The following is a 21319-nucleotide window of genomic DNA, read 5'->3' on the forward strand; positions in this document are numbered from 1 at the left end:
ACTCATCGTGGACAAGCAGTACGACTACGTCGTCGTCGGCGGCGGCTCCGCCGGCGCCGCGATCGCCAACCGGCTCTCCGCCGACGCGGGGACGAGCGTGCTCGTGCTCGAGGCCGGTCGCTCCGACACGATCCTCGACCCGTTCATCCACATGCCGGCGGCGCTGCCGTTCCCGATCGGCAGCCGGCTCTACGACTGGCGCTACGAGACCGACCCCGAGCCGTTCATGGGCGGCCGGAAGGTCTTCCACGCGCGCGGCAAGGTCCTCGGCGGGTCCAGCTCGATCAACGGGATGATCTTCCAGCGGGGCAACCCGATGGACTACCAGCGCTGGGCGGCCGACCCCGGCATGGAGACCTGGGACTACCTGCACTGCCTGCCGTACTTCAAGCGGATGGAGGCGCTGCACCTCGCCGACGGGTCCAACGGCGCCGACGACTGGCGCGGCGGCGACGGCCCGCTGCACCTCGAGCGGGGCAAGGCCGAGAACCCGCTGTTCGACGCGTTCTTCGCCGCTGCGCAGGAGGCGGGCTACCCGCTGACCGACGACGTCAACGGCTACCGACAGGAGGGCTTCGCGCGCTTCGACCGCAACGTGAAGCGGGGACGGCGCTGGTCGGCCGCGCGCGCCTACCTCCACCCGGTGGAGAAGCGGTCGAACCTCACCATCGAGACCCTCGCCCGGGTCACCAAGGTGCTCACCGAGGGCAACCGCGCCGTCGGCGTCGACTACGTCCGCGCCGGCCGCGTGCGTCGAACGGTCCGGGCCGGCGAGGTGATCCTCTGCGGCGGCGCGATCGCGACCCCGCAGCTGCTCCAGCTCTCCGGCATCGGGGACCGCTCGCTGCTCTCGACGTACGACGTACCCCTCGTGCACCACCTGCCCGGCGTCGGGGAGAACCTGCAGGACCACCTCGAGGTCTACATCCAGTACGCCTCGAAGCAGCCGGTCTCCATCGCGCCCGGGCTGCGCTGGAGCCAGCGGCCCAAGGTCGGCTTCCAGTGGCTGTTCCAGCGCAAGGGCCTCGGCGCGACCAACCACTTCGAGGGCGGCGGCTTCGCGCGCAGCAACGACGACGTCGACTACCCGAACCTGATGTTCCACTTCCTGCCGATCGCCATCCGCTACGACGGCAGCTCGCCCACCGAGGGCCACGGCTACCAGGTGCACATCGGACCGATGTACGCCGACACCCGCGGCTGGGTCCGGATCAGGTCGCGCGACCCGAAGGTCCACCCCTCGATGCAGTTCAACTACCTCTCGACGCCCAACGACAAGCGCGAGTGGGTCGAGGCGGTGCGCGTGGCCCGCGACATCCTCAACCAGCCGGCGTTCGCGCCGTACAACGACGGCGAGCTGTCGCCGGGCGCCGCGGTGGAGACCGACGAGCAGATCCTCGAGTGGGTCCGCAAGGACGCCGAGACCGCGCTGCACCCCTCCTGCACCGCCAAGATGGGCCCGGACAGCGACGAGATGGCCGTCACCGACCCCACCTCGATGCGGGTGCACGGCATGGAGGGCCTGCGGGTCGTCGACGCGTCGGTGTTCCCGTACGTCACCAACGGCAACATCTACGCCCCGACGATGATGGTCGCCGAGAAGGCGGCCGACCTGATCGCCGGCAACACTCCCCTCCCGCCGGCGGACGTGGCTTACTACACCCACCGGGGCGAGCGCCCACTCTGGCCCGAGGGCGACCCGCGCAACGACGCGCCGCCTGCCTGAGGGCCGACGCACCACAGCTGAACAACGACGGGAGCGAAGACGATGACCGATCTCGAGACCGGCCCGGACGTCCTCACCGACGGACCGGACGACCGCGGACCCGAGGGCGTCACCCGCCCCCTGGTCAACCGCCCGGTGTTCCTCACCAGCGCGAGCATCACCGTGGCGGTCGCCCTGTGGTGCGTCGTCGCACCCGACAACGCCGAGTCGGTCCTCGGCTCCGTCGTGGGCTGGGTGACCACGTGGTTCGGCTGGTACTACATCACCCTGACCACCGTCGTCCTCGTCTTCGTGATCTACCTGGCGGTCTCGAAGTTCGGGCGGATCCGGCTGGGGCCCGAGCACTCCCGGCCGCAGTTCAGCACCGGCGCCTGGGCGGCGATGCTCTTCGCCGCCGGCATCGGCACCGACCTGATGTTCTACGCCGTCTACGAGCCCGTGACGCAGTACCTCACGCCCCCGACCGGGCAGGGCGGCACGGTCGACGCCGCCCGCGAGGGCCCGGCGTGGACGCTGTTCCACTACGGCCTCTCGGGGTGGGGGCTGTACTCCCTGATGGGGATGGCGCTGGCGTACTTCGCCTACCGGATGAACCTGCCGCTGGCGGTGCGCTCGGCTCTCTACCCGCTGATCGGGAAGAAAGTCGACGGACCGGTCGGGCACGCCGTCGACACCGCGACCGTGCTCGGCACGATCTTCGGCGTCGCGACCTCGCTGGGCATCGGGGTGGTCAGCCTCAACGTCGGGCTCAACCTCATCTTCGGCATCCCCAACGGCCTCGCCGCACAGGCCGCGCTGATCGTCCTCGCCGTCGTCATCGCCACCCTGTCCGCGGTCAGCGGCGTGGACAGGGGCATCAAGGTGATCTCCCAGGCCAACGTGCTGCTGGCCATCGTGCTCGCCGTGTACGTCCTGGTCACCGGGCGCACGGCGGACCTGCTGAACTCCCTCGTGCTCAACGTCGGCGACTACGTCCGGCTCTTCCCGGACATGACGATGCAGACCTTCGCCTACTCGGGCAGCTCCGGGATCAGCGACTGGATGAGCACCTGGACGCTGTTCTTCTGGGCCTGGTGGATCGCCTGGGCCGCCTTCGTCGGGCTGTTCCTCGCGCGCATCTCGCGCGGGCGCACGATCAAGCAGTTCGTGGCCGGCACGCTGCTGATCCCGCTGTCGTACATCATCATGTGGGTCTCGATCTTCGGCAACGCCGCGCTGGAGGAGATCCGCCGCGACGGCAACGTCGACTTCGGCAAGGTCGTGTCCTCCTCCGGCGGCCCCGACCAGGGCCTGTGGGCGCTCCTGCAGGAGTACCCCGCCTTCACCTTCGTCGCCGGCCTCGCGATCGTCGTCGGCCTGCTGTTCTACGTGACCTCGGCCGACTCCGGCGCCCTGGTGATGGCGAACCTGTCCTCGCGGCTGCCCAGCGCCGACTCCGACGCCCGGCCCGGGCTGCGGATCTTCTGGGCCGCGGCGACCGGCGCCCTGACCCTGGCCATCCTTGCTGCGGGCGGAATCTTCGCGCTCCAGTACGCCACCATCATCGTCGGGCTGCCCTTCGCGTTCGTGATGATCGGGGTGATGTGGGGGCTGCACCGCGCGCTCTCGGTCGAGGTCCAGATCGCCGAGTCGCGCGACAGCGTCATGCCCGGCGTCCTGTCGGGACGCAGCGGCGCCCCGGCCGGGTCCGGCGGTCGCATCCCGTGGCAGTCCCGGCTGCGCCGGGTGCTGAGCTTCCCCTCCCGCGAGAAGGCCGACTCCTTCCTCGCCGAGGTCGTCGAGCCGGCGCTGTCGGAGGTCCGCTCCGAGCTGTCCACCCACGACACCGGGGCCGAGGTGCGCCGAGGCGTCGACGAGGACGGTGAGCCCTTCGTCGAGCTGGTCAGCTCCGACGTCGAGCGGTCGTTCGTCTACCGGGTTCAGCACCGGGAGGCACCCGTGCCGGTCTACTCGGGTCGGGTGTCGCACGCCGGCGACGTCTACTCGCGGCTCGAGGTCTTCCTGCTCGACGGCGGACAGGGCTACGACGTGATGGGCTACACCCACACCCAGCTGATCGACGACGTCCTCGACCAGTACGAGCGGCACCTGGCGTTCCTCCGCGTCGCCGACTCCGGCCCGGCCGGCTGAGCGCGGCGGGCGGCGTCAGAAGACCGGCGACCGCCCCCGCGACGTACACCGGCCGGGTAACGATCCGATCAATACCGCCCCGGACGGACGCACGTCCGGGTTACCTTCGCCCCTGTTGTTCTCACGAGCGACACCCATCCCTGCCCCCGATGGAAAGCGTTGCCTGTGAACGGACTGCCCTTCTTCGACTACCTGTCCGCCTACCGCGACCAGATCATCCTGCGCACCGAGCAGCACTTCCAGTTCTCGGCCTACGTCATCGTCGGTGCCGTCGTCATCGGCCTGCTGATCGCGGTGCTCACCTACCAGTCCGGCATCCGGGGCAACTTCGCCATCTCCACCGCGGCCATCGCGTTCACGCTCCCCGCGGTCGCCCTCTTCGGCTTCCTGGTCTCCGTCTTCGGCCAGAGCCTGTTCGGCGCCGTCTACCCGCCGGTCGTGCTCTACGCCCTGCTGCCCGTGCTCCGCAACGGCATCGTGGGCCTGCAGTCCGCCGACCCCGCCGTCATCGACGCCGCTCGCGGCATGGGGGTCGGGCCGTGGCGCATGCTGTGGCAGATCCGCTTCCCCATCGCCTGGCCGCTGATCCTCGCCGGCATCCGCGTCTCGGCCCAGCTGGCGGTCGGCATCTTCGCCATCGGCGCCTTCGTCGTCGACGTCGGGCTCGGCACCTACGGCTTCGAGGCGCTGGACAACCTCGGGTCGGTCAACACCGGCAACGAGGCCATCGTCTGCATCGTGTTCGTCGCCCTGGTCGCCCTGGTCTTCGACGCCTTCTTCGTGATCGTCCGCTACTTCACCACCCCCAGGGGGTCCCGTGCCTGAGAACCAGCCGCCCGCATCCGCCGCGACCGACGCGCAGCCCGGCGTCCCCATCGAGCTGTCCCAGGTCACCAAGATCTACCCCGGTCAGGACACACCGGCCGTCGAGGCCATCGACATGCACATCCCCGCCGGGGAGCTGGTGGCCTTCGTCGGCCCGTCCGGGTGCGGCAAGACCACCACCATGCGGATGATCAACCGGCTGATCCGCCCCTCCTCGGGCACGATCACCATCGGCGGGGAGGACGTGGCCGGGCTCGACGACGTCACCCTGCGCCGCCGGATCGGCTACGTCATCCAGCAGATCGGCCTGATCCCGCACCTGAGCATCGCCTCCAACGTGGCGCTGGTGCCCCGGCTGCTGAAGTGGGACAAGAAGCGGATCGACAAGCGGGTCGACGAGATGCTCGAGGTCGTCGGCCTCGAGCCGGGCCAGTACCGCAACCGCTACCCCCGCCAGCTCTCCGGCGGTCAGCAGCAGCGCGTCGGGGTGGCCCGGGCGCTCGCCGCCGACCCGCCGATCATGCTGATGGACGAGCCGTTCGGCGCCGTCGACCCGATCACCCGCGGCCGGCTGCAGGACGAGTTCCTCTCACTGCAGCAGCAGCTGGGGAAGACGATCGTCTTCGTCACCCACGACTTCGACGAGGCCCTCAAGCTGGGCGACCGGATCGCGGTGCTCCGCCAGCGCTCGGTCATCGCGCAGTTCGACACCCCCGAGGCGATCCTGGCCAACCCGGCCGACGACTTCGTCCGCGGCTTCATTGGCGAGGGGGCGGCGCTCAAGCGGCTGCACTTCGAGCGGGTCGACTCCCTCGACCTCGGCGGTGGCGGCGAGGACGGCCCGGACAGCGTCGACGTGTCCTCCTCGCTGCACGCGGCGCTGGACCTGATGGTGGGCAAGGGCCTGCGGTCGGTGAGCGTGCACCGCGACGGGCGCCCGGCAGGCCACGTCGACGTCGCCTCGATCCTCGCCCGGGCGCACCGCGACCCCGACGCAGTGGAGGCCCGATGAGCCTCGACACCGCCTCGAGCATCGACTCCGCGAAGGGCGCGGCCGGTGCGCAGATGAGCCGCCGGAGCACCCGGGAGGGCAGGGCGGTCCTCACCTGGACCGACCTCGTGGTTCCCGTGATCGTCGTGCTGGTCGGCGTGGTCGTCTTCGTGTACGTCCACCAGCAGTCGCTGGACACGATCGAGTCCAACATCCTGAACACCGAGACGCTGACGAAGTACACCGTCCAGCACGTCTACATCAGCCTGTCCATCGCCGTGCTGGTGATGCTGATCGCGGTGCCCCTGGGCGTCCTGGTCACGCGGCGCCGCACCCGCTGGCTGGCGCCGTTCGTCCTGGCGGCCGGCAACGTCGGCCAGTCGGCGCCCAGCCTCGGCCTGCTGGCCCTGGTCGGGATCTACGCGATCGGCTTCTGGGCCGTGGTCTGGATCCTCACCGCGTACTCCGCGCTCTCGGTGCTGCGCAACACGATCGTCGGCCTCGAGGGCATCGACCCCGGCGTGCTCGACGCGTGCCGCGGGATGGGCATGTCGCCGCTGGCGATCCTGCTGCGCGTCGAGCTCCCGCTGGCGGTGCCGGTGATCGGTGCCGGCGCACGGACGGCGCTGGTCCTCGCGGTCGGCACCGTTCCGCTCGGCTACGCGCTCAACGCCGGCGGGCTCGGGCTGCCGCTGTTCAGCGCGATCAAGACCAACCGCCCGGTCGCGACGCTCACCATCGCGGTGATGATCGCGCTGCTCGCGCTGACCATGGACTGGCTGGCCGGCCTGCTCCAGCGCACCTCGACCCCGCGTGGCATCCGCTGACCCTCTCGGGTCCCACTCCCCGCACCACGTCACCACCCACCGAAGGGAACCAAGAAGATGATCAAGCCAGGCAAGCACGTCCTCGCCGGACTCGCCGTCGCGACGCTGAGCGTCGCCGGCCTGTCGGCCTGCGGCTCGCTCGACGAGAGCTCGGGAGGTGGCTCCTCCGACGTCGAGGCCGGCTCGGTCGACCCGACCGCTCTCAAGGGCGTCACGGTGAAGGTCGGCTCCAAGGAGTTCGACGAGCAGCTCGTGCTCGGTCAGCTCACGCTGGCCATGATGAAGGCGGCCGGCGCCGACGCCGTCGACGAGACCAACACCAAGGGCAGCACGCAGGCGCGCGAGAAGCTGATCCGGGGCGGCAGCGACGTCTACTGGGACTACAACGGCACGGGATGGATCAACTACCTCGGCCACGACAAGCCGATCCTGGACTCGACGAAGCAGACCGAGGCCACCGCCAAGGAGGACCTCGCGAAGAACAACCTGGTGTGGGGTCCGGCGGCGCCGTTCAACAACACCTACGCCTTCGCCGTGACCGAGGACTTCGCCAAGAAGACCGGGGTGAAGACGGACTCCGACATGGCCGCGTACATCGCGAAGAACCCGAAGTCCACGGTCTGCGTGGAGTCGGAGTTCGCCGCGCGGCCCGACGGCTACCCCGGCTTCAAGAAGGCGTACGGCATCACCGGCGGCTCGCTGAAGAGCCTCGGCACCGGTGTCGTCTACACCCAGACGGCGAAGGGTGCGTGCGACTTCGGCGAGGTCTTCACCACCGACGGCCGGATCGGCAACCTCAAGCTGCAGGTGCTCGACGACGACAAGACGTTCTTCCCGCTCTACAACGGTGTGCTCGTGGAGCGTGCAGACTTCGTCAAGGAGCACCCGGAGGTGCAGGAGGTCATGAAGCCGCTGGCCGAGAAGCTCACCACCGAGGTGATGCAGGACCTCAACACGAAGGTCAGCGCCGAGGGTCTGCCCCCGGCCCAGGTCGCCCAGGACTTCTTGAAGAAGGAGGGCTTCATCAAGTAGCCCTCAGACGCTGAGCCCCGGCGAGCCCGTGGCCGACCGCGCCGGTCGGTCACGGGCTCGTTTCGTCTCAGGGGCCCTTCGGGGCGGCGTACCACTGCGCGGCCGGGCGGCTGATCAGCCGGCTGATCGCAAAGGCGCAGGCCAGGCTGACCAGGATCAGCGGCACGGCGCCCAGCGCGCCGAGGATCCCCAGCAGCGCCGCGCACGAGGCGGAGACGATCAGCGTCACCCGCGCCCACCCCCGACCGGCGAAGGCGAGCACCGCCAGGACCACCGCGACCAGCGCCCACAGGAGCACGAGCACCAGCACGACCTGGGCCGCGGTGACCAGCTCGTCGACGGTGATCCCGGCACTCGCCATGGCCTGCTTCTGGTCGGAGTCGGCCAGCGCCTGCTCGACCTGGTCGCGGACCTCGCCGCGAGTGCCGGGCACGAACGTGCTGACCAGCGAGACCAGCGTGAACACCGCGACCAGCCCGGAGACCACCCAGGTGGTCACGCAGGCGATCACGACCTGGGTGGGACGGGTGAGCGGCTGCGCGGGGACGGCCTGCGGCGGCACGGGCGGGGCGCCGTACGTCCCGGCGTACGCCGCGGGCCCGCCCTGGGCGGACGGAGGCGCGCTCGGCGGAGGGGCCTGGAAGGGCGACGGACTCGGCGGCTGCTGCCCCTGGGGCGGTGCCGTCGGCGGGGTCGGCCGCTCGCGCGGCGCTCGCCCGGCGTACCAGTCCCGGGCGGGCTCGCTCCACAGCAGCACGGCCCCGGCGAGCACGAAGCCGGCCAGGAACGCGTCGACCAGCAGCCCGACCAGCATCAGTGGCACCGCGAGCACGGTCATGGCGACGCGCGCGCCCTTGTCGCGACGGGCGGCGAAGACGACGAGGACGAGGATCGCAGCGGCCAGCGCGGCGGCCACGAACAGGCCGACCCGGGCCAGCCCCATCGCCTGCCCCAGCGAGAGGCCGAGGCGCTCACCGAGGTCGTCCCGGGCGAGGAAGTCCGCAAACCCGTCGCGCAGGTCGACGGAGTTCCACCGCGAGAGCCGGTCGCCGATGCTGATCAGCATCACCAGGCTCGCCGTCCCAGCGACGATCGCCGCCATCGTCACCTGCTGCGGGCGCTTCAGCTTCTCGCTCACCGCGCCATTGTCGCGGATCGCCGCAACCATGCCGTGGGTCGTGTGCCTGAGTGGCTGCTCCAGCGACCACTCAGGCACACGACTCGCTCAGCCGACCGAGAGCGTCAGCTCGTCACCGTCCTCGGGGTGGTCGACGACGACGTGCTGCCCGTCGGCCACCTCTGCGCCGATCAGCATCCGGGCGAGCGGGTCGCCGATGGAGGTCTGCACCAGGCGGCGCAGGGGGCGGGCGCCGTACAGCGGGTCGTAGCCGGTCTCGACCAGCCACGCCTTCGCCGCGTCGGTGACGCTCACGGTGATCCGCCGCGGGGCGAGCCGCGCGTCGAACGCCGCGAGCTGCAGGTCGACGATGTGGGTCAGGTCGTCGGGCGTCAGCGCGTCGAACATGACGATCTCGTCGAGCCGGTTGAGGAACTCCGGCTTGAACGCGGTGCGGACGACCCCCATCACCGACTCGTGCTTGGCCTGCTCGTCCAGCGCGGGCTCGACGAGGAACTGCGAGCCCAGGTTGGAGGTGAGGATCAGCAGCGTGTTGCGGAAGTCGACGGTACGACCCTGACCGTCGGTCAGGCGCCCGTCGTCGAGGACCTGCAGCAGGATGTCGAAGACCTCGGGGTGGGCCTTCTCGACCTCGTCGAGCAGGACGACGGAGTACGGCCGGCGGCGTACGGCCTCGGTGAGCTGGCCGCCCTCGTCGTAGCCGACGTACCCGGGAGGTGCACCGACCAGTCGCGAGACCGAGTGCTTCTCGGAGTACTCGCTCATGTCGATGCGGACGACGGCCCGCTCGTCGTCGAAGAGGAAGTCCGCGAGCGACTTGGCCAGCTCCGTCTTGCCGACCCCGGTCGGCCCGAGGAAGAGGAACGAGCCGGTGGGCCGGTTCGGGTCGGAGATGCCCGCGCGGGAGCGGCGTACGGCGTCGCTGACCGCGCTCACCGCGGCGCGCTGGCCGATCAGCCGCTCGCCGATGATGTCCTCCATCCGCAGCAGCTTCGCGGTCTCCCCCTCCAGCAGCCGGCCGGTGGGGATGCCGGTCCAGGACTCGACGACGTCCGCGATCTCCTGCGGCCCGACGTTCTCGTTGACCAGCCGGTCGGTGACCTCCGCCTCGGCCGACTCGGCGGCCTCGATCTGCTGCTCGATGGCCGGGATCTGGCCGTAGAGGATCTCCGAGGCACCGCCGAGATCACCCTCGCGCTGCATCCGCTCGGCCTGGGTACGCAGGGCGTCGCGCTGCTTGCGCAGCTCGCCGGCGCCCTCGAGCGAGGCCCGCTCGGTCTCCCAGCGCGCCTCGAGCGCGCGCAGCGTCTCCTCGCGGTCGGCGAGGTCTCCACGCAGCCGCTCGAGCCGGTCCAGGGAGGCGTCGTCGGTCTCGCGCTCCAGCGCCAGCTCCTCCATCCGCATCCGGTCCACCTGCCGGCGCAGCTCGTCGATCTCGACCGGCGAGCTCTCGATCTCCATGCGCAGCCGCGAGGCCGACTCGTCGATCAGGTCGATCGCCTTGTCGGGCAGCTGGCGTCCGGTGATGTAGCGGTCGGAGAGCATCGCCGCCGCGACCAGTGCCGCGTCGGTGATGGTGACGCCGTGGTGGGCCTCGTACTTCTCCTGCAGCCCGCGCAGGATCGCGACGGTGTCCTCGACGGACGGCTCGCCGACGTACACCTGCTGGAAGCGGCGCTCGAGCGCCGGGTCCTTCTCGATGTTCTCGCGGTACTCGTCCAGCGTGGTCGCGCCGATCATCCGCAGCTCGCCGCGGGCCAGCATCGGCTTGAGCATGTTGCCCGCATCCATCGCCCCTTCGGAGCCGCCGCCCGCACCGACGACGGTGTGCAGCTCGTCGATGAAGGTGATCACCTGGCCGGCCGAGGACTTGATCTCGTCGAGGACGGCCTTGAGCCGCTCCTCGAACTCGCCGCGGTACTTCGCGCCGGCCACCATCGCGGCCAGGTCGAGGCTGAGCACGCGGCGGCCCTTGAGGCTGTCCGGCACGTCGCCGGCGACCACGCGCTGCGCGAGGCCCTCGACGACGGCGGTCTTGCCGACGCCGGGCTCGCCGATCAGCACCGGGTTGTTCTTGGTGCGGCGCGAGAGCACCTGGATGACGCGCCGGATCTCGGAGTCGCGGCCGATGACGGGGTCGAGCCCGCCCTCCTCGGCACGCGCGGTGAGGTCGACGGCGTACTTCTCCAGCGCCTCGTACGTCGCCTCCGCGTCCTGGCTGGTGACCTTGCGGTCCCCGCGCATCGCGGTCACCGCGGCGCGCAGGGCCTCGGCGCCGGCACCGGCGTCGGTGAGCAGCGTGCGGGCGGGGCTGTCGACCTCGACCAGGGCGAGCAGCAGGTGCTCGGTCGCGGCGAAGTCGTCGCCCATCGACTCGGCGAGAGTGATCGCCTGGGCGAGCACGCGGGTCAGCGAGGCCGAGGCCCCGGGCGTCTGCACCGAGGAGCCGGAGGCCTTGGGCAGCCGGGACAGCGCGTCCTCGGCCGCGCGGCCGACCGCGGCGGGGTCGACGCCGGCCTTGTCCAGCAGCGTCGGCGCGATGCCACGCTCCTGGCGCATCAGTGCCGCGAGCAGGTGCTGCGGCTCGGTCTGCACGTTGCCGGCGGTGGTGGCGGAGGTCTGGGCAGCGTTGATGGCCTCGACGCTGCGGGTGGTGAACTTGGAAGCGTCCATGCGCGCGGGTCCTTTGCTCGTGCGAGAAGTCGATGATCGCGCAGGGGCTCCGGCGCGTCACTAGGACAACGTCAGGAAACTTGAGTCTGTTCCACTCAAGTCTGAGGATCTGTGCGCTCCAGATGCGCCGAGCGCGCCGCGCTACTTCTCCGGCGGCGCCTCGTGCGCAGGCACCTCGACGGGGTCGTCGTCCGAGGCGAGCGCCGTGCGGCAGAAGTCCTCGCCGAACGGCGTGAGGTGGATGCTGCGGCGCACGACCTTGGCCATCTTGACCGAGTGCAGCGCCTCGAGGACGTCGGGCTGCGCCTCGAGGACCTGGTACGGCGCCGGGTCCGAGAGGCTCTCGCGGGAGAACCACACCAGCCCGAGTCGGAACAGGTTGTTGAGGTAGGCGGGGACGTCGTCGGCGTAGCGCAGCCCCGCGCGCGAGCCGATCATCGTCAGGCCGGGTGCGATCAGCCGCGACGACATCATGCCCGCGGGCCCGCCGGTGCGTACGTCGACGGCCGGCTGCGGGCCGGCGCGGTAGAGGTGGGCCAGCACCCGCGCCTCGTCGGGCGACAGCTCGTCCAGGATCCGGTCGTACGCGGGGTGCGCCTGGGCGTCCGCCTCGACGTCGCGCGAGCGGAGCAGAAGCTCCTCGCCGCGCTCGCGCAGCCGCTCCCGGGTCGCGTCGCGGGGAGCCGCGACCGCTGGCGTCGCAGCTGCGGGGTCCTCCGGCATCACCTCGGCCTGCACCAGCGGTCGGGTGGCCAGGGCCAGCGCACGCGGCAGCGCGACACCCTCGGCGAGCTGGCGCCCGACCTCGACCACGACGCCGACACCGACCCCGAGCTCGCGGGCCAGCTCGGCCGCGGTGTCCGGGTCCCGCACGGCCTGGGCGATGCGACGGCTGAGCCGGAACCCGGCGACCAGACCCCACTTGCCGGTGTTGAACCAGGCGCCGGCGGCCAGCCGGGCGAGCCCGGGGACGGACTCGGCGATCTTGTCCAGCTCGATCGGCGGCAGCGCGGGGAGGTACTCGTCGTAGCGGCCGTTGCGCCGCTCCTGGCTCGCACTCATCACGCCCCTCCGACGCCGAACATCGCCAGGTGGAGGAACCCACCGGCCAGGCCCATGATGGCCCCGTGGGCGTAGAGCATCCACTCGTCCTCACGGATCGCGGCTCGCATCATCTCCACGAAGTCGGTGGCGGGGAGCTCCTTGGTGCGCTGGGCGATCAGCGTACGGACCTTCTCGCCCTGCTCCTTGGAGAACTCGGGGTCCTGGAAGGGCGTGATCGTCCGACCGACGGCCTCGCGGGTGACGGCCTCGCGGATGGTGTCGTACTCCCGGGTGCCGACGACGACGCGGACGGCACCGCGCAGCGGTCCCGCCGCCCGGTCGATCGCCGGGCGCAACGCATCGGCGAGCAGCCGACGGGTGCGGTCGCCGGAGGGCCCGTTGAGCAGGAAGTCACCGATGTTCTGCAGCGTGATCACGTCGTCGGCGATGATCTGCGCGTACACCTCCGCGGCCTGGTCCTGGCGGCGCGGGAACAGCCCCTGCACGGGTACGCCGAGGATGCGCTCGCGCTCCGGCGGCTCGAAGATCAGCCACATGCCGAGTGCGTTGGTGACCCAGCCGACGACCACGCCGAGCACCGGCAGCAGCCACCACTGGCCGAACCAGTGGTCGACGACGGCGACCGGGACACCGAGCAGGAAGCCGAACACGAAGCCGAAGCGCACCATCAGGTTCAGCTCCCGCTGGCCGAAGTCCCGGAAGATGGAGACGACGAGCTTCGGGTTCTTCTCGAAGTGGTCGATGACCATCAGCTTGGGGTCCAGCAGCTGGTCGATGTGGACGCCGATCTGGTCGGTGACCTTGCCGATGATCCGCGGCAGCTGGTCCTGCACGCGGGCGTACACGGCTTCCTTGATGGGCCTGGGCAGGTCGCGCCACAAGCGCGGTCGCTCCGAGCGCATCACCTGGTCGACCAGACCCGGGACGTCGGGCCGGAACGTCTCCACGATGTGCTCGGCGATCCGGTCCGGCTCGAGCTGCTGGTAGAACTCCGCCGGCGTCCCGAGCTTGGAGATCGCCTTGTCGACCGCGATCGAGCCCATCTTCGCCGCGCGGGCGGGGATGATGCCCTGCCAGCCGAGGCCGCCCTGCGCGAGCCCTGGCACCTCCTGCACCTTGCGCGGCAGCAGGCTGGCCAGCTCGCGCATGCCGGGGATGCGTACGCCGTGGAAGCGGATCGGGTTGAACAGCATGATCAGCCCGGTCCAGTTGATCAGGTAGCCGACGACACCGGTGAACACCGGGATCGTCGCGACGTGCAGCCAGTCGGCGTCGCGCAGGAACCAGTCGATCTCGAGGACGGGAACCACCCCGGCGCACCGCCTTTCGCCACACGCGTTCGGCGGAGGTTACCGCGACGTGACGTCCGCCGTCCCCCGCCGACCGGACACGGCAGGACTCACTGGCTCCGCCGAGCGACGGAGAGGGGACGAGCCGTACGACCGATGCGCAGCGGACGGACTCGGGCGCAGGATGGCGACATGCTGATCGCCGAGGACCTTCTCCTGCTGCTGCTCGACGACGAGAGCGGCCGGCCCGCGAAGGCCAGCCACCTCCCCGTCGCCCTGGGCGGCGCCCTCCTGGTCGACCTCGTGCTCGCCGAGGCGGTGCAGCTCGAGCCGAAGCAGGGCCTCCTCGGGTCGGCGACGGTACGCACCACGGGCACCGCGGTCGAGGACCCGCTGCTCGGCGGGGCACTCGCGGTGGTCGAGGAGAAGGCGCGCAGCCCGAAGGCCCTCGTCGAGCGGCTCGGGAAGGGCTCGAAGGAGCGGGTGGCCGAACGTCTCGCGGACCGCGGGCTCGTGGAGAAGCACGAGGGGAAGGTGCTCGGCCTATTCCCAACCCGACGTGGCCAGCCGCCGATGCGTCGTACGAGCAGAGCCTGCGCAGCACCCTGACGACGGCACTGGGCACCGGGCACGTCACCGACCCGCGTACGGGTGCGCTGATCGCGCTGCTCTCCGCCATCGACCACGCCCCGAGGGTCGTCACCGACCCGAGCCTGTCGAACCGCGAGGTGCGCAGCCGGGCGAAGCAGATCGCCGAGGGCGAGTGGGCCGCGAAGGCGGTCAAGGACTCCATCGACGCCGCGATGGCGGCCACCGTCGCCGCGATCTCCGCAGCCACGGCCGCGTCGGTCAGCGCCGGCTCCAGCTGACGGTCACGACGCACCACTCGACCCGGTAGGGGGCACCACTCGACCCGGTAGGGGGCACCACTCAACGGGGCGGACGGTCCTCGAAGGGCGACGGGGCGCTCGGGCGGAGCGCAGGCAGGTTGGGACGGTGCTCGCGCAGGGCGCCGACGGCGGTGTCCAGCGCCTGCTGGAGGCGGTCGGCGCGGCGCCGCAGCTCCGCGTTGCGCGACTGCAGCGCCGCCACCTGGTGCTCGAGCTCGAGGATCCGCTTCACGCCCTCGAGCCCGATGCCGGTGGCGGTCAGCTCCGCGACCTCGCGCAGCAGCTCGATGTCCCGCAGGGAGTAGCGCCGGCCGCCGCCGCCGGACCGGCCCGGGCTGACCAGGCCGATCCGGTCGTAGGTCCGCAGCGTCTGCGGGTGCAGCCCGGTCAGCTCGGCGGCCACGCTGATCACGTAGACCGGCACCCCCGGACCGGGCGCCTGCGGCTCGCGGGCCATCACGCACCGGTCCCGGCGGAGGCGAACAGCGCGGCCCGCGGGTCGGCGCCGTCGCTCGCGGCCCGGAAGGCCTCGGCGGCCTCGCGCTGAGCAGTGGTCGGCGCGCCCGGGACCTGCACCTCGACGGTGACCAGCAGGTCGCCGCGGGTGTTGTCCTTGCGGTGGACCCCGCGACCGCGGACCCGCATCGTGCGCCCGCTCGGGGTGCCGGGCGCGACCTTGAGGGTCACCGGAGCGCCCCCCAGGGTGGGCACCTTGACCTCGGCCCCGAGCACCGCCTCGTCGAAGGTGATCGGCACCTCGACGGTCAGGTTGTCGCCCTTGCGGGCGAAGACCGCGTGGCTGCGGACGTGGACCGTGACCATCAGGTCGCCGGCCGGACCGCCGTTCTCACCGGCGGTCCCCTTGCCCTTGAGCCGGATCTTCTGCCCGTCCTTGACCCCGGCCGGGATGCGGGCCGACACGGTGCGGTCGGAGACCCCGCGGCCGGTGCCGTGGCAGGTCGGGCACGGCTCGTCGTACACCAGCTGGCGGCCGTGGCACTGCGGGCACGGCTCGTTCATCATGAACCCGCCGCTGACGCTGGCCACCGAGCCCGCACCCTCGCACGTCGGGCAGACGTGCGGCTTGGTGCCCGGCTTGCCGCCGGTCCCGCGGCAGGTGGTGCACGGCGCGTCGCTGCTCAGCCGCAGCTTCAGGGTCGTGCCCTCGACCGAGTCCGCGAACGCGATGGTCGTCTCGGTCTCCAGGTCGGCGCCCCGTCGAGGCTGCGCCGCACGGGTACGACGGCCGGCGCCGCCGCCGGCCGCGCCGCCGCCGAACATCCCACCGAACAGGTCGGAGATGTCGAAGCCCTGGTCGGCGCCGGGGAAGCCCTGGCCGCTGGTCCCGCCGCGGCCGTAGCCGCCACCGAACCCGCCGGGGAAGCCGCCGCCGGCTCCCCCGCCGAAACCGCCCCCGAAGCCACCCGAGGCGACCTGCTCGCGCAGGTCGTCGTACTCCTTGCGCTTGGCCTTGTCGCCGACGACGTCGTACGCCTCGGCGACCTCCTTGAACCGGTCGAGCCGCTTGGCGTCGTCGGGGTGGGAGTCGGGGTGGTTCTCCCGCGCCAGCTTGCGGTACGCCTTCTTGATCGCGGACGCGTCAGCGTCCTTCGGCACACCCAGGACGGCGTAGAAGTCCTTGGTCGCCCAGTCCGCACTGCTCATCGCGGGTCACCTCCTCTCTCCCTGTACAGCTGAGTCGTGTTGCTCCTCGCCGACACGCGGCTCGTCCACCGCACCCAGGCGCTCAGGCAGGTCCGACCACCGTCACCTTGGCGGCTCGGACGACGCGCTCGCCGATCCGGTAGCCCGCCTGCGCGACGTTCTCGACCGTGGTCGACGTCGCCTCGGCGTCCTCGCGCTGCATCAGCGCCTCGTGCTGGTTGGGGTCGAACTCCTCGCCCGGCTCGCCGAAGCGGACCAGGCCGAGCCCGGTCACCACCCGGTCGAGCGAGTCGGCGACGGCCTTGAATCCGCCGGTCACCTCGCCGTGCTCGCGGGCCCGGTCGATGTCGTCGAGCACGGGGAGCATCGAGGAGAGGACGGTGTACGTCGCGTTCTCGCGGACGAGCTCCCGGTCCCGGTCGACCCGCCGCTTGTAGTTGACGTACTCGGCCTGCAGGCGCTGCAGGTCGGCGGTCCGCTCGGCGAGCTGCGTGGTGGCCTGGTCGGCCCCCTCGGCGCCGTCGGGCGCCTCGGTCACGTCCTGCGGCTCCAGCGGGCCACCCTCCTCGACCCAGTTGTCGACACCGGAGGTGCCCTCGCCGGACGCGGCGCCCGCGTCCGCCGGCGCCTCCCCGGCGGGGGGAGCCGCGTCCTGCGGCTCCCCCTCGGGGTTGGTCGGGTCCTGGGTCACTTGCTCTCACCCTTGTCGTCGGCGTCCTCGTCGACGATCTCGGCGTCGACGACGTCGTCGTCGTCACCGGCCGCGTCCGCGGCACCCTCGGCACCGGGAGCGCCCTCGGCACCCTCGGCCCCGGCGTCGGCGTACAGCGCCGCGCCGAGCTTCTGGCTGGACTCGCCGACCTTGGCGACGGCCGCGTTGATGGTGTCGACGTCGGCCTCCTCGTCCTCGAGGACCTTCTTCAACGCGTCGACGTCACCCTGGACCTCGGTCTTGAGGTCGTCGGAGAGCTTCTCGTCGTTGTCGGCGATGAACTTCTCGGTCTGGTAGACCAGCCCGTCGGCCTGGTTGCGGGCCTCGACGGCCTCGCGGCGCTTGCGGTCCTCGTCGGCGTACTGCTCGGCGTCGGCGACCATCCGGTCGATCTCGTCCTTCGACAGCGCGGAGCCGCCGGAGATCGTCATGGACTGCTCCTTGCCGGTGCCGCGGTCCTTGGCCGAGACGTTGACGATGCCGTTGGCGTCGATGTCGAACGTGACCTCGATCTGCGGCACCCCGCGCGGAGCCGGCGGCAGGCCGGTCAGCTCGAAGTTGCCCAGCGGCTGGTTCTGCGCCCACATCTGGCGCTCGCCCTGCGCGACCTTGATCTCCACCGACGGCTGGTTGTCGTCGGCGGTCGAGAAGACCTCGGACTTCTTGGTCGGGATGGTGGTGTTCCGCTCGATCAGCGTGGTCATCACCCCACCCTTGGTCTCGATGCCCAGGCTCAGCGGCGTGACGTCGAGCAGGAGCACGTCCTTGACCTCGCCCTTGAGCACGCCGGCCTGCAGGGCCGCGCCGATGGCGACGACCTCGTCGGGGTTGACGCCCTTGTTGGGCTCCTTGCCGGTCAGCTCCTTGACCAGGTCGGTCACGGCGGGCATCCGGGTCGAGCCGCCGACGAGCACGACGTGCTCGATGTCGGACAGCGAGACGCCGGCGTCCTTGATGACGGCCTGGAACGGCTTCTTGGTCCGCTCGAGCAGGTCGGCGGTGGCCTTCTGGAACTCCGAGCGGGTCAGCTTCTCCTCGAAGTGCAGCGGCCCGGACTCACCGTGGGTGATGTAGGGCAGGTGGATCGTGGTCTCGCTCGAGGAGGAGAGCTCGATCTTCGCCTTCTCGGCGGCCTCCTGCAGCCGCTGCAGGGCGATCTTGTCCTTGCTCAGGTCGACGCCGTTGCTGGACTGGAACTTCTTGACCATCCAGTCGACGATCTTGGCGTCCCAGTCGTCACCACCGAGGTGGTTGTCGCCGCTGGTCGCCTTGACCTCCACGACGCCCTCGCCGATCTCCAGCAGGGACACGTCGAACGTGCCGCCGCCGAGGTCGAAGACGAGGATCGTCTGGTCGGTCTCGCCCTTGTCCAGGCCGTACGCGAGCGCCGCCGCGGTCGGCTCGTTGACGATCCGGCTGACGGTCAGGCCCGCGATCTCGCCGGCCTCCTTGGTCGCCTGGCGCTGGGAGTCGGAGAAGTACGCCGGCACGGTGATCACCGCGTCGGTGACGTCCTCGCCGAGGTACGACTCCGCGTCGCGCTTGAGCTTCTGCAGGATGAACGCGCTGATCTGCTGGGCGTTGAACGACTTGTCGTCGACCTTGGTGGTCCAGTCGGTGCCCATGTGGCGCTTGACCGAGCGGATGGTCCGGTCGACGTTGGTGACCGCCTGACGCTTGGCCACCTCCCCGACCAGCACCTCGCCGGACTTGGAGAACGCGACGACGGACGGCGTCGTGCGCGCGCCCTCGGCGTTCGAGATGACGGTGGCCTCGCCACCCTCGAGTACGGAGACGACGGAGTTCGTCGTCCCCAGGTCGATACCGACCGCACGTGCCATGTGGTGCTACCTCCGTGTGCAGGCTCCGCGGCGTGGGCGGAGCCGATGGGTTGCGTCTGTGGTCTGTCAGTGACGATGTCATCGTCACGGCTGCCAGTGTGTCAAAGGACTTGAGTCGCTTCAACTCAACTGTTCGCACTGGACACAACGGAGGTCCAGGGTCGGTCATTCCCAGGTCGAGCAGCCGTTCTCCAGCACGCTCCTCCTGGCCGGTCGCCGTCGCGGTCCTGGCGCTCGTCGTTCCCGAGCTCGCCGAGCAGGTCCTCGACAGCGCCCGGGACTCCCGCACCAGCGTGGACGCCCGTGACGTGGACAGGGCAGCACCGTCTTGCGCGACCACGAGCACACGCGGCGAGCGCACACTGATCGTCATCAACCGGTCCAGCTCAGCTCGAGTTGGCCTTCGCCTGCGCTTCCCTTGCCGCCGACACGATCGCCCGCTCCCCCTCACCCAGCAGCGCACGGACCTCCGGGAGCCGGCGATAGGCCTCGTTCACCTCACCCCTGCCGACGCACACCCTCGGGTGAACACCCACCAGAGAGCCCACGAGCATGATGGTCCGCTGATCGGGAGGCGAGTCGCTCGTCAGCGCTGCCCGCACCCTCCCCGCCAGCTCGTCGCGTCGCGAGAGCGGAGTCGGGAAGTAGCGGCGCACGGTGAAGAGGCCCAGTCGCTTGCGCTCGTCCTCCGCGAGCTGACCAGCGAGCACCATGCGCTGCAGGACGGCCTTCGTCTGGGGGAGCACACCGAGCAGCGAGGTGACCTTCGTCGACTCGATCCCGGTTCCGATCGTCACCAGCGCCTCGTCGAGGTCCTCGTCGCCGAGCGGCGAGGGATCGATGATCTCGACGCGTGCCTTCGTCCCGGTGCCGGACACGCCGAGCCGCCCCTCTGAGACCAGCTCGATGAGAAGGGCGCAGGGCGCGACGAGCCTGCCCCCGTTCCACACCGTGCCGTTCGCGGGGTTGATCGCCACCGCCAGCGCCTGGCGTGCCAGCGAGGGCTCGCCACGCGCTTGCGCGTCGGCGAAGGCCTTCTCGTGCTGCTCGGCGAACTCCCTGGCCTTGCGAAACCGGTCGAACATCGTGGATCGTCCCCCTCTGGTTGGCACCTCGCCGCTGATGGCGAGCCCCACCACGTGCGCCGGAACTTAGCTAGTCTCGCGCTTGACGGAAAGCAGTGCGACCGACTGGTCGTTCCCGGCGGGGGACTTGACAACGCCCTTGTCGTCGCCGAGGGTGCACGGGCCCCAGCCGTGGTCGGGCGGTAGACCACCGAGACGGTGGCGACCGCGGTCGTCGCACCAGATCGGAACCGGTCGGTCGGACCGGGCAGCGCAGAGCGTGGAGGTCCGGACGTGGAAGAAGCTCGACAGGTCTCTTGGCTGGAGCGATTCTTCTGGCCTCTGCTGGTCGTCGTCCTCGCCATCATCGTCGTCGTCTTCGTACTGGTGTTGAGGTGGTCGAACGAGGGCACCCAGGACCTCAAGTCCGAGCTGAACAAGCGATATGTCGAGAAGATCGACTTCATGGACAACAACAGGGTCAACGGCACGTCGCAGCGAGTCATCGTCATCGACGGGGATCCCCGCTACGACTGCAAGGAGAAGAACGCGCGCCTCACCTGCTCCGACGACCCCCAGCCGACTCCGCGACAGTAGTCGGAGGCGTTGCACGTCGCTCGCGTCAGCCGAGGATGCCGCACACCGGGCCGCGGAGAGTCCTCTCGGCTAGACGGCCGAGATGTCTCCGCCCGAGTCGTCCTTCTCCCGCGCGGACCTGACGGCGTCGATCAGGACGCGGTAGTCCTCGTGCGTCTGCGCGACCACCGCTTCACCGGCACGGCGCGAGGCCTTGATGTCGGAGGCAGCCACGAAGCAGCGGTACGGCACCAGCTCATCGAGCACCGCGACGAGCAGTGCCGTCCGCTCGTCCGGCGCCCTGCCTGTCCGCAGCGTGCTGTGCACACGGTCGAGCAGCGCCTGCCTCCCGGCGGTCGGAGCAGGCACGAGGCGACGCTTGGTGAGCATGCCGAACCGCGTGGACGACTCCTCGACGAGCAGGCCCTCTCCGAGCAGGCGCCCCACCAGGTCCTCCGCACGCGGGAGGAGTCCGGCCTCCCGCACCACCTTCGCGGCGCGGCCCTTGTTCAGCCTGCGCAGCGCGCGATCCAGCTCGTGGTCCCCCAGCGCATGCGGGTCGACGACGCTCACCATGGCCTTCTTGCCCGTGCCCTCGACCGCGATGCGTCCCTCCAGGCGCAGCTCCACCAGCAGAGCCGCCCTGACCGCCCAGTCCGCCCCGTCCGAGGTGCGGCCACGATCGGGGTCGAGGCCGACGACCAGCACGTCGCAGGCCAGCGACCGGGTCGCGCGCGGCTCGACGGGGTCGTTGCTGACCTGCTCGAACTCCGAGGGCTCCCTGAGGACCCCCTTGTCCATCAGACCCTTGATGACGCGCTCGATCATGACGAAATCCCCTGGTCCCGCGTGCGGTCGCCGGCTCGTGCGGTGCA

General features: G+C 70.7%; 17 protein-coding genes and 1 pseudogene. 8 read left to right on the forward strand and 10 right to left on the reverse strand.

Annotated elements, in window-relative coordinates:
• Window positions 1-7: 7 nt before the first annotated feature.
• The 6 genes from betA to IEX42_RS09125 all read left to right on the forward strand — a co-directional run bounded on the left by betA (window position 8) and on the right by IEX42_RS09125 (window position 7531).
• Window positions 8-1726, forward strand: coding sequence for a choline dehydrogenase (gene betA, locus IEX42_RS09100; protein WP_188779486.1), 1719 nt, complete (start codon window positions 8-10; stop codon window positions 1724-1726).
• Between the two features lie 42 nt (window positions 1727-1768).
• Window positions 1769-3856, forward strand: a complete 2088-nt coding sequence (gene betT / locus IEX42_RS09105; RefSeq protein WP_188779487.1) for a choline BCCT transporter BetT — start codon at window positions 1769-1771, stop codon at window positions 3854-3856.
• A 165-nt stretch (window positions 3857-4021) separates the two neighbouring features.
• A complete protein-coding gene (locus IEX42_RS09110; RefSeq protein WP_188779488.1) occupies window positions 4022-4681 on the forward strand; it encodes an ABC transporter permease in 660 nt (219 codons plus the stop codon).
• Window positions 4674-5693: an ABC transporter ATP-binding protein gene (locus IEX42_RS09115; protein WP_229660736.1), complete on the forward strand. Its 1020-nt coding sequence runs from the start codon at window positions 4674-4676 to the stop codon at window positions 5691-5693. Before IEX42_RS09110 ends, IEX42_RS09115 begins: the two co-directional genes overlap by 8 nt.
• Window positions 5690-6499 (forward strand): ABC transporter permease, encoded by an 810-nt coding sequence (locus tag IEX42_RS09120; protein ID WP_188779489.1) that lies wholly within the window; start codon window positions 5690-5692, stop codon window positions 6497-6499. The genes IEX42_RS09115 and IEX42_RS09120 overlap by 4 nt, the downstream gene beginning before the upstream one ends.
• 57 nt (window positions 6500-6556) lie before the next feature.
• The gene (locus tag IEX42_RS09125; protein ID WP_188779490.1) at window positions 6557-7531 is read left to right on the forward strand and encodes a glycine betaine ABC transporter substrate-binding protein; all 975 of its coding nucleotides are present in this window, start codon (window positions 6557-6559) and stop codon (window positions 7529-7531) included.
• Between the two features lie 67 nt (window positions 7532-7598).
• Here IEX42_RS09125 and IEX42_RS09130 read toward each other — a convergent pair whose 3' ends face one another.
• The 4 genes from IEX42_RS09130 to IEX42_RS09145 all read right to left on the reverse strand — a co-directional run bounded on the left by IEX42_RS09130 (window position 7599) and on the right by IEX42_RS09145 (window position 13717).
• Window positions 7599-8669, reverse strand: coding sequence for a hypothetical protein (locus tag IEX42_RS09130; protein WP_188779491.1), 1071 nt, complete (start codon window positions 8667-8669; stop codon window positions 7599-7601).
• Window positions 8670-8756: 87 nt separating this feature from the next.
• Window positions 8757-11342 (reverse strand): ATP-dependent chaperone ClpB, encoded by a 2586-nt coding sequence (gene clpB / locus IEX42_RS09135; RefSeq protein ID WP_188779492.1) that lies wholly within the window; start codon window positions 11340-11342, stop codon window positions 8757-8759.
• Window positions 11343-11483: 141 nt separating this feature from the next.
• Window positions 11484-12404: an Abi-alpha family protein gene (locus IEX42_RS18140; protein WP_229660737.1), complete on the reverse strand. Its 921-nt coding sequence runs from the start codon at window positions 12402-12404 to the stop codon at window positions 11484-11486.
• Window positions 12404-13717 carry a DUF445 domain-containing protein gene (locus tag IEX42_RS09145; protein ID WP_188779493.1) on the reverse strand — a complete coding sequence of 438 codons (1314 nt, stop codon included), beginning with the start codon at window positions 13715-13717 and terminating at the stop codon, window positions 12404-12406. Before IEX42_RS09145 ends, IEX42_RS18140 begins: the two co-directional genes overlap by 1 nt.
• Window positions 13718-13888: 171 nt before the next feature.
• Between IEX42_RS09145 and IEX42_RS09150 the strand changes: the two are divergent.
• A pseudogene (locus IEX42_RS09150) lies at window positions 13889-14565 on the forward strand (GOLPH3/VPS74 family protein).
• A gap of 61 nt (window positions 14566-14626) precedes the next feature.
• On the opposite strand, the gene IEX42_RS09155 reads toward IEX42_RS09150, so the two are convergent.
• From IEX42_RS09155 to IEX42_RS09175, 5 genes are all read right to left on the reverse strand, one after another.
• Window positions 14627-15043: a heat shock protein transcriptional repressor HspR gene (locus IEX42_RS09155; RefSeq protein WP_188779494.1), complete on the reverse strand. Its 417-nt coding sequence runs from the start codon at window positions 15041-15043 to the stop codon at window positions 14627-14629.
• Window positions 15043-16251, reverse strand: coding sequence for a molecular chaperone DnaJ (dnaJ, locus tag IEX42_RS09160; protein ID WP_188779495.1), 1209 nt, complete (start codon window positions 16249-16251; stop codon window positions 15043-15045). The genes IEX42_RS09155 and dnaJ overlap by 1 nt, the downstream gene beginning before the upstream one ends.
• 82 nt (window positions 16252-16333) lie before the next feature.
• Entirely contained in the window at window positions 16334-16942 is a 609-nt protein-coding gene (gene grpE / locus IEX42_RS09165) for a nucleotide exchange factor GrpE (protein WP_188779496.1), read from the reverse strand.
• Window positions 16939-18804, reverse strand: a complete 1866-nt coding sequence (dnaK, locus tag IEX42_RS09170) for a molecular chaperone DnaK (protein WP_188779497.1) — start codon at window positions 18802-18804, stop codon at window positions 16939-16941. Before dnaK ends, grpE begins: the two co-directional genes overlap by 4 nt.
• Before the next feature lie 386 nt (window positions 18805-19190).
• Window positions 19191-19943, reverse strand: a complete 753-nt coding sequence (locus IEX42_RS09175) for a GOLPH3/VPS74 family protein (protein ID WP_188779498.1) — start codon at window positions 19941-19943, stop codon at window positions 19191-19193.
• Window positions 19944-20087: 144 nt separating this feature from the next.
• Between IEX42_RS09175 and IEX42_RS09180 the strand changes: the two genes are divergently transcribed.
• On the forward strand, window positions 20088-20465 hold the full coding sequence (locus IEX42_RS09180) for a hypothetical protein (RefSeq protein WP_188779499.1): 378 nt from the start codon (window positions 20088-20090) through the stop codon (window positions 20463-20465).
• Window positions 20466-20534: 69 nt separating this feature from the next.
• Here IEX42_RS09180 and IEX42_RS09185 read toward each other — a convergent pair whose 3' ends face one another.
• Window positions 20535-21272, reverse strand: coding sequence for a GOLPH3/VPS74 family protein (locus IEX42_RS09185; protein ID WP_188779500.1), 738 nt, complete (start codon window positions 21270-21272; stop codon window positions 20535-20537).
• Between the last annotated feature and the right edge of the window lie 47 nt (window positions 21273-21319).

Source organism: Marmoricola endophyticus (genome assembly GCF_014644415.1).
Lineage (GTDB): Bacteria > Actinomycetota > Actinomycetes > Propionibacteriales > Nocardioidaceae > Marmoricola > Marmoricola endophyticus.

Excerpts from the sequence above, each read along its gene's own strand:
- IEX42_RS09155 (WP_188779494.1), bottom strand. The coding sequence starts at position 15,043 with ATGGCCCGCGAGCCGCAGGCGCCCGGTCCGGGGGTGCCGGTCTACGTG.
- betT (WP_188779487.1), top strand. The coding sequence starts at position 1,769 with ATGACCGATCTCGAGACCGGCCCGGACGTCCTCACCGACGGACCGGAC.
- IEX42_RS09120 (WP_188779489.1), top strand. The coding sequence starts at position 5,690 with ATGAGCCTCGACACCGCCTCGAGCATCGACTCCGCGAAGGGCGCGGCC.
- IEX42_RS09185 (WP_188779500.1), bottom strand. The coding sequence starts at position 21,272 with ATGATCGAGCGCGTCATCAAGGGTCTGATGGACAAGGGGGTCCTCAGG.
- IEX42_RS09125 (WP_188779490.1), top strand. The coding sequence starts at position 6,557 with ATGATCAAGCCAGGCAAGCACGTCCTCGCCGGACTCGCCGTCGCGACG.
- IEX42_RS18140 (WP_229660737.1), bottom strand. The coding sequence starts at position 12,404 with ATGAGTGCGAGCCAGGAGCGGCGCAACGGCCGCTACGACGAGTACCTC.
- clpB (WP_188779492.1), bottom strand. The coding sequence starts at position 11,342 with ATGGACGCTTCCAAGTTCACCACCCGCAGCGTCGAGGCCATCAACGCT.
- dnaJ (WP_188779495.1), bottom strand. The coding sequence starts at position 16,251 with ATGAGCAGTGCGGACTGGGCGACCAAGGACTTCTACGCCGTCCTGGGT.
- dnaK (WP_188779497.1), bottom strand. The coding sequence starts at position 18,804 with ATGGCACGTGCGGTCGGTATCGACCTGGGGACGACGAACTCCGTCGTC.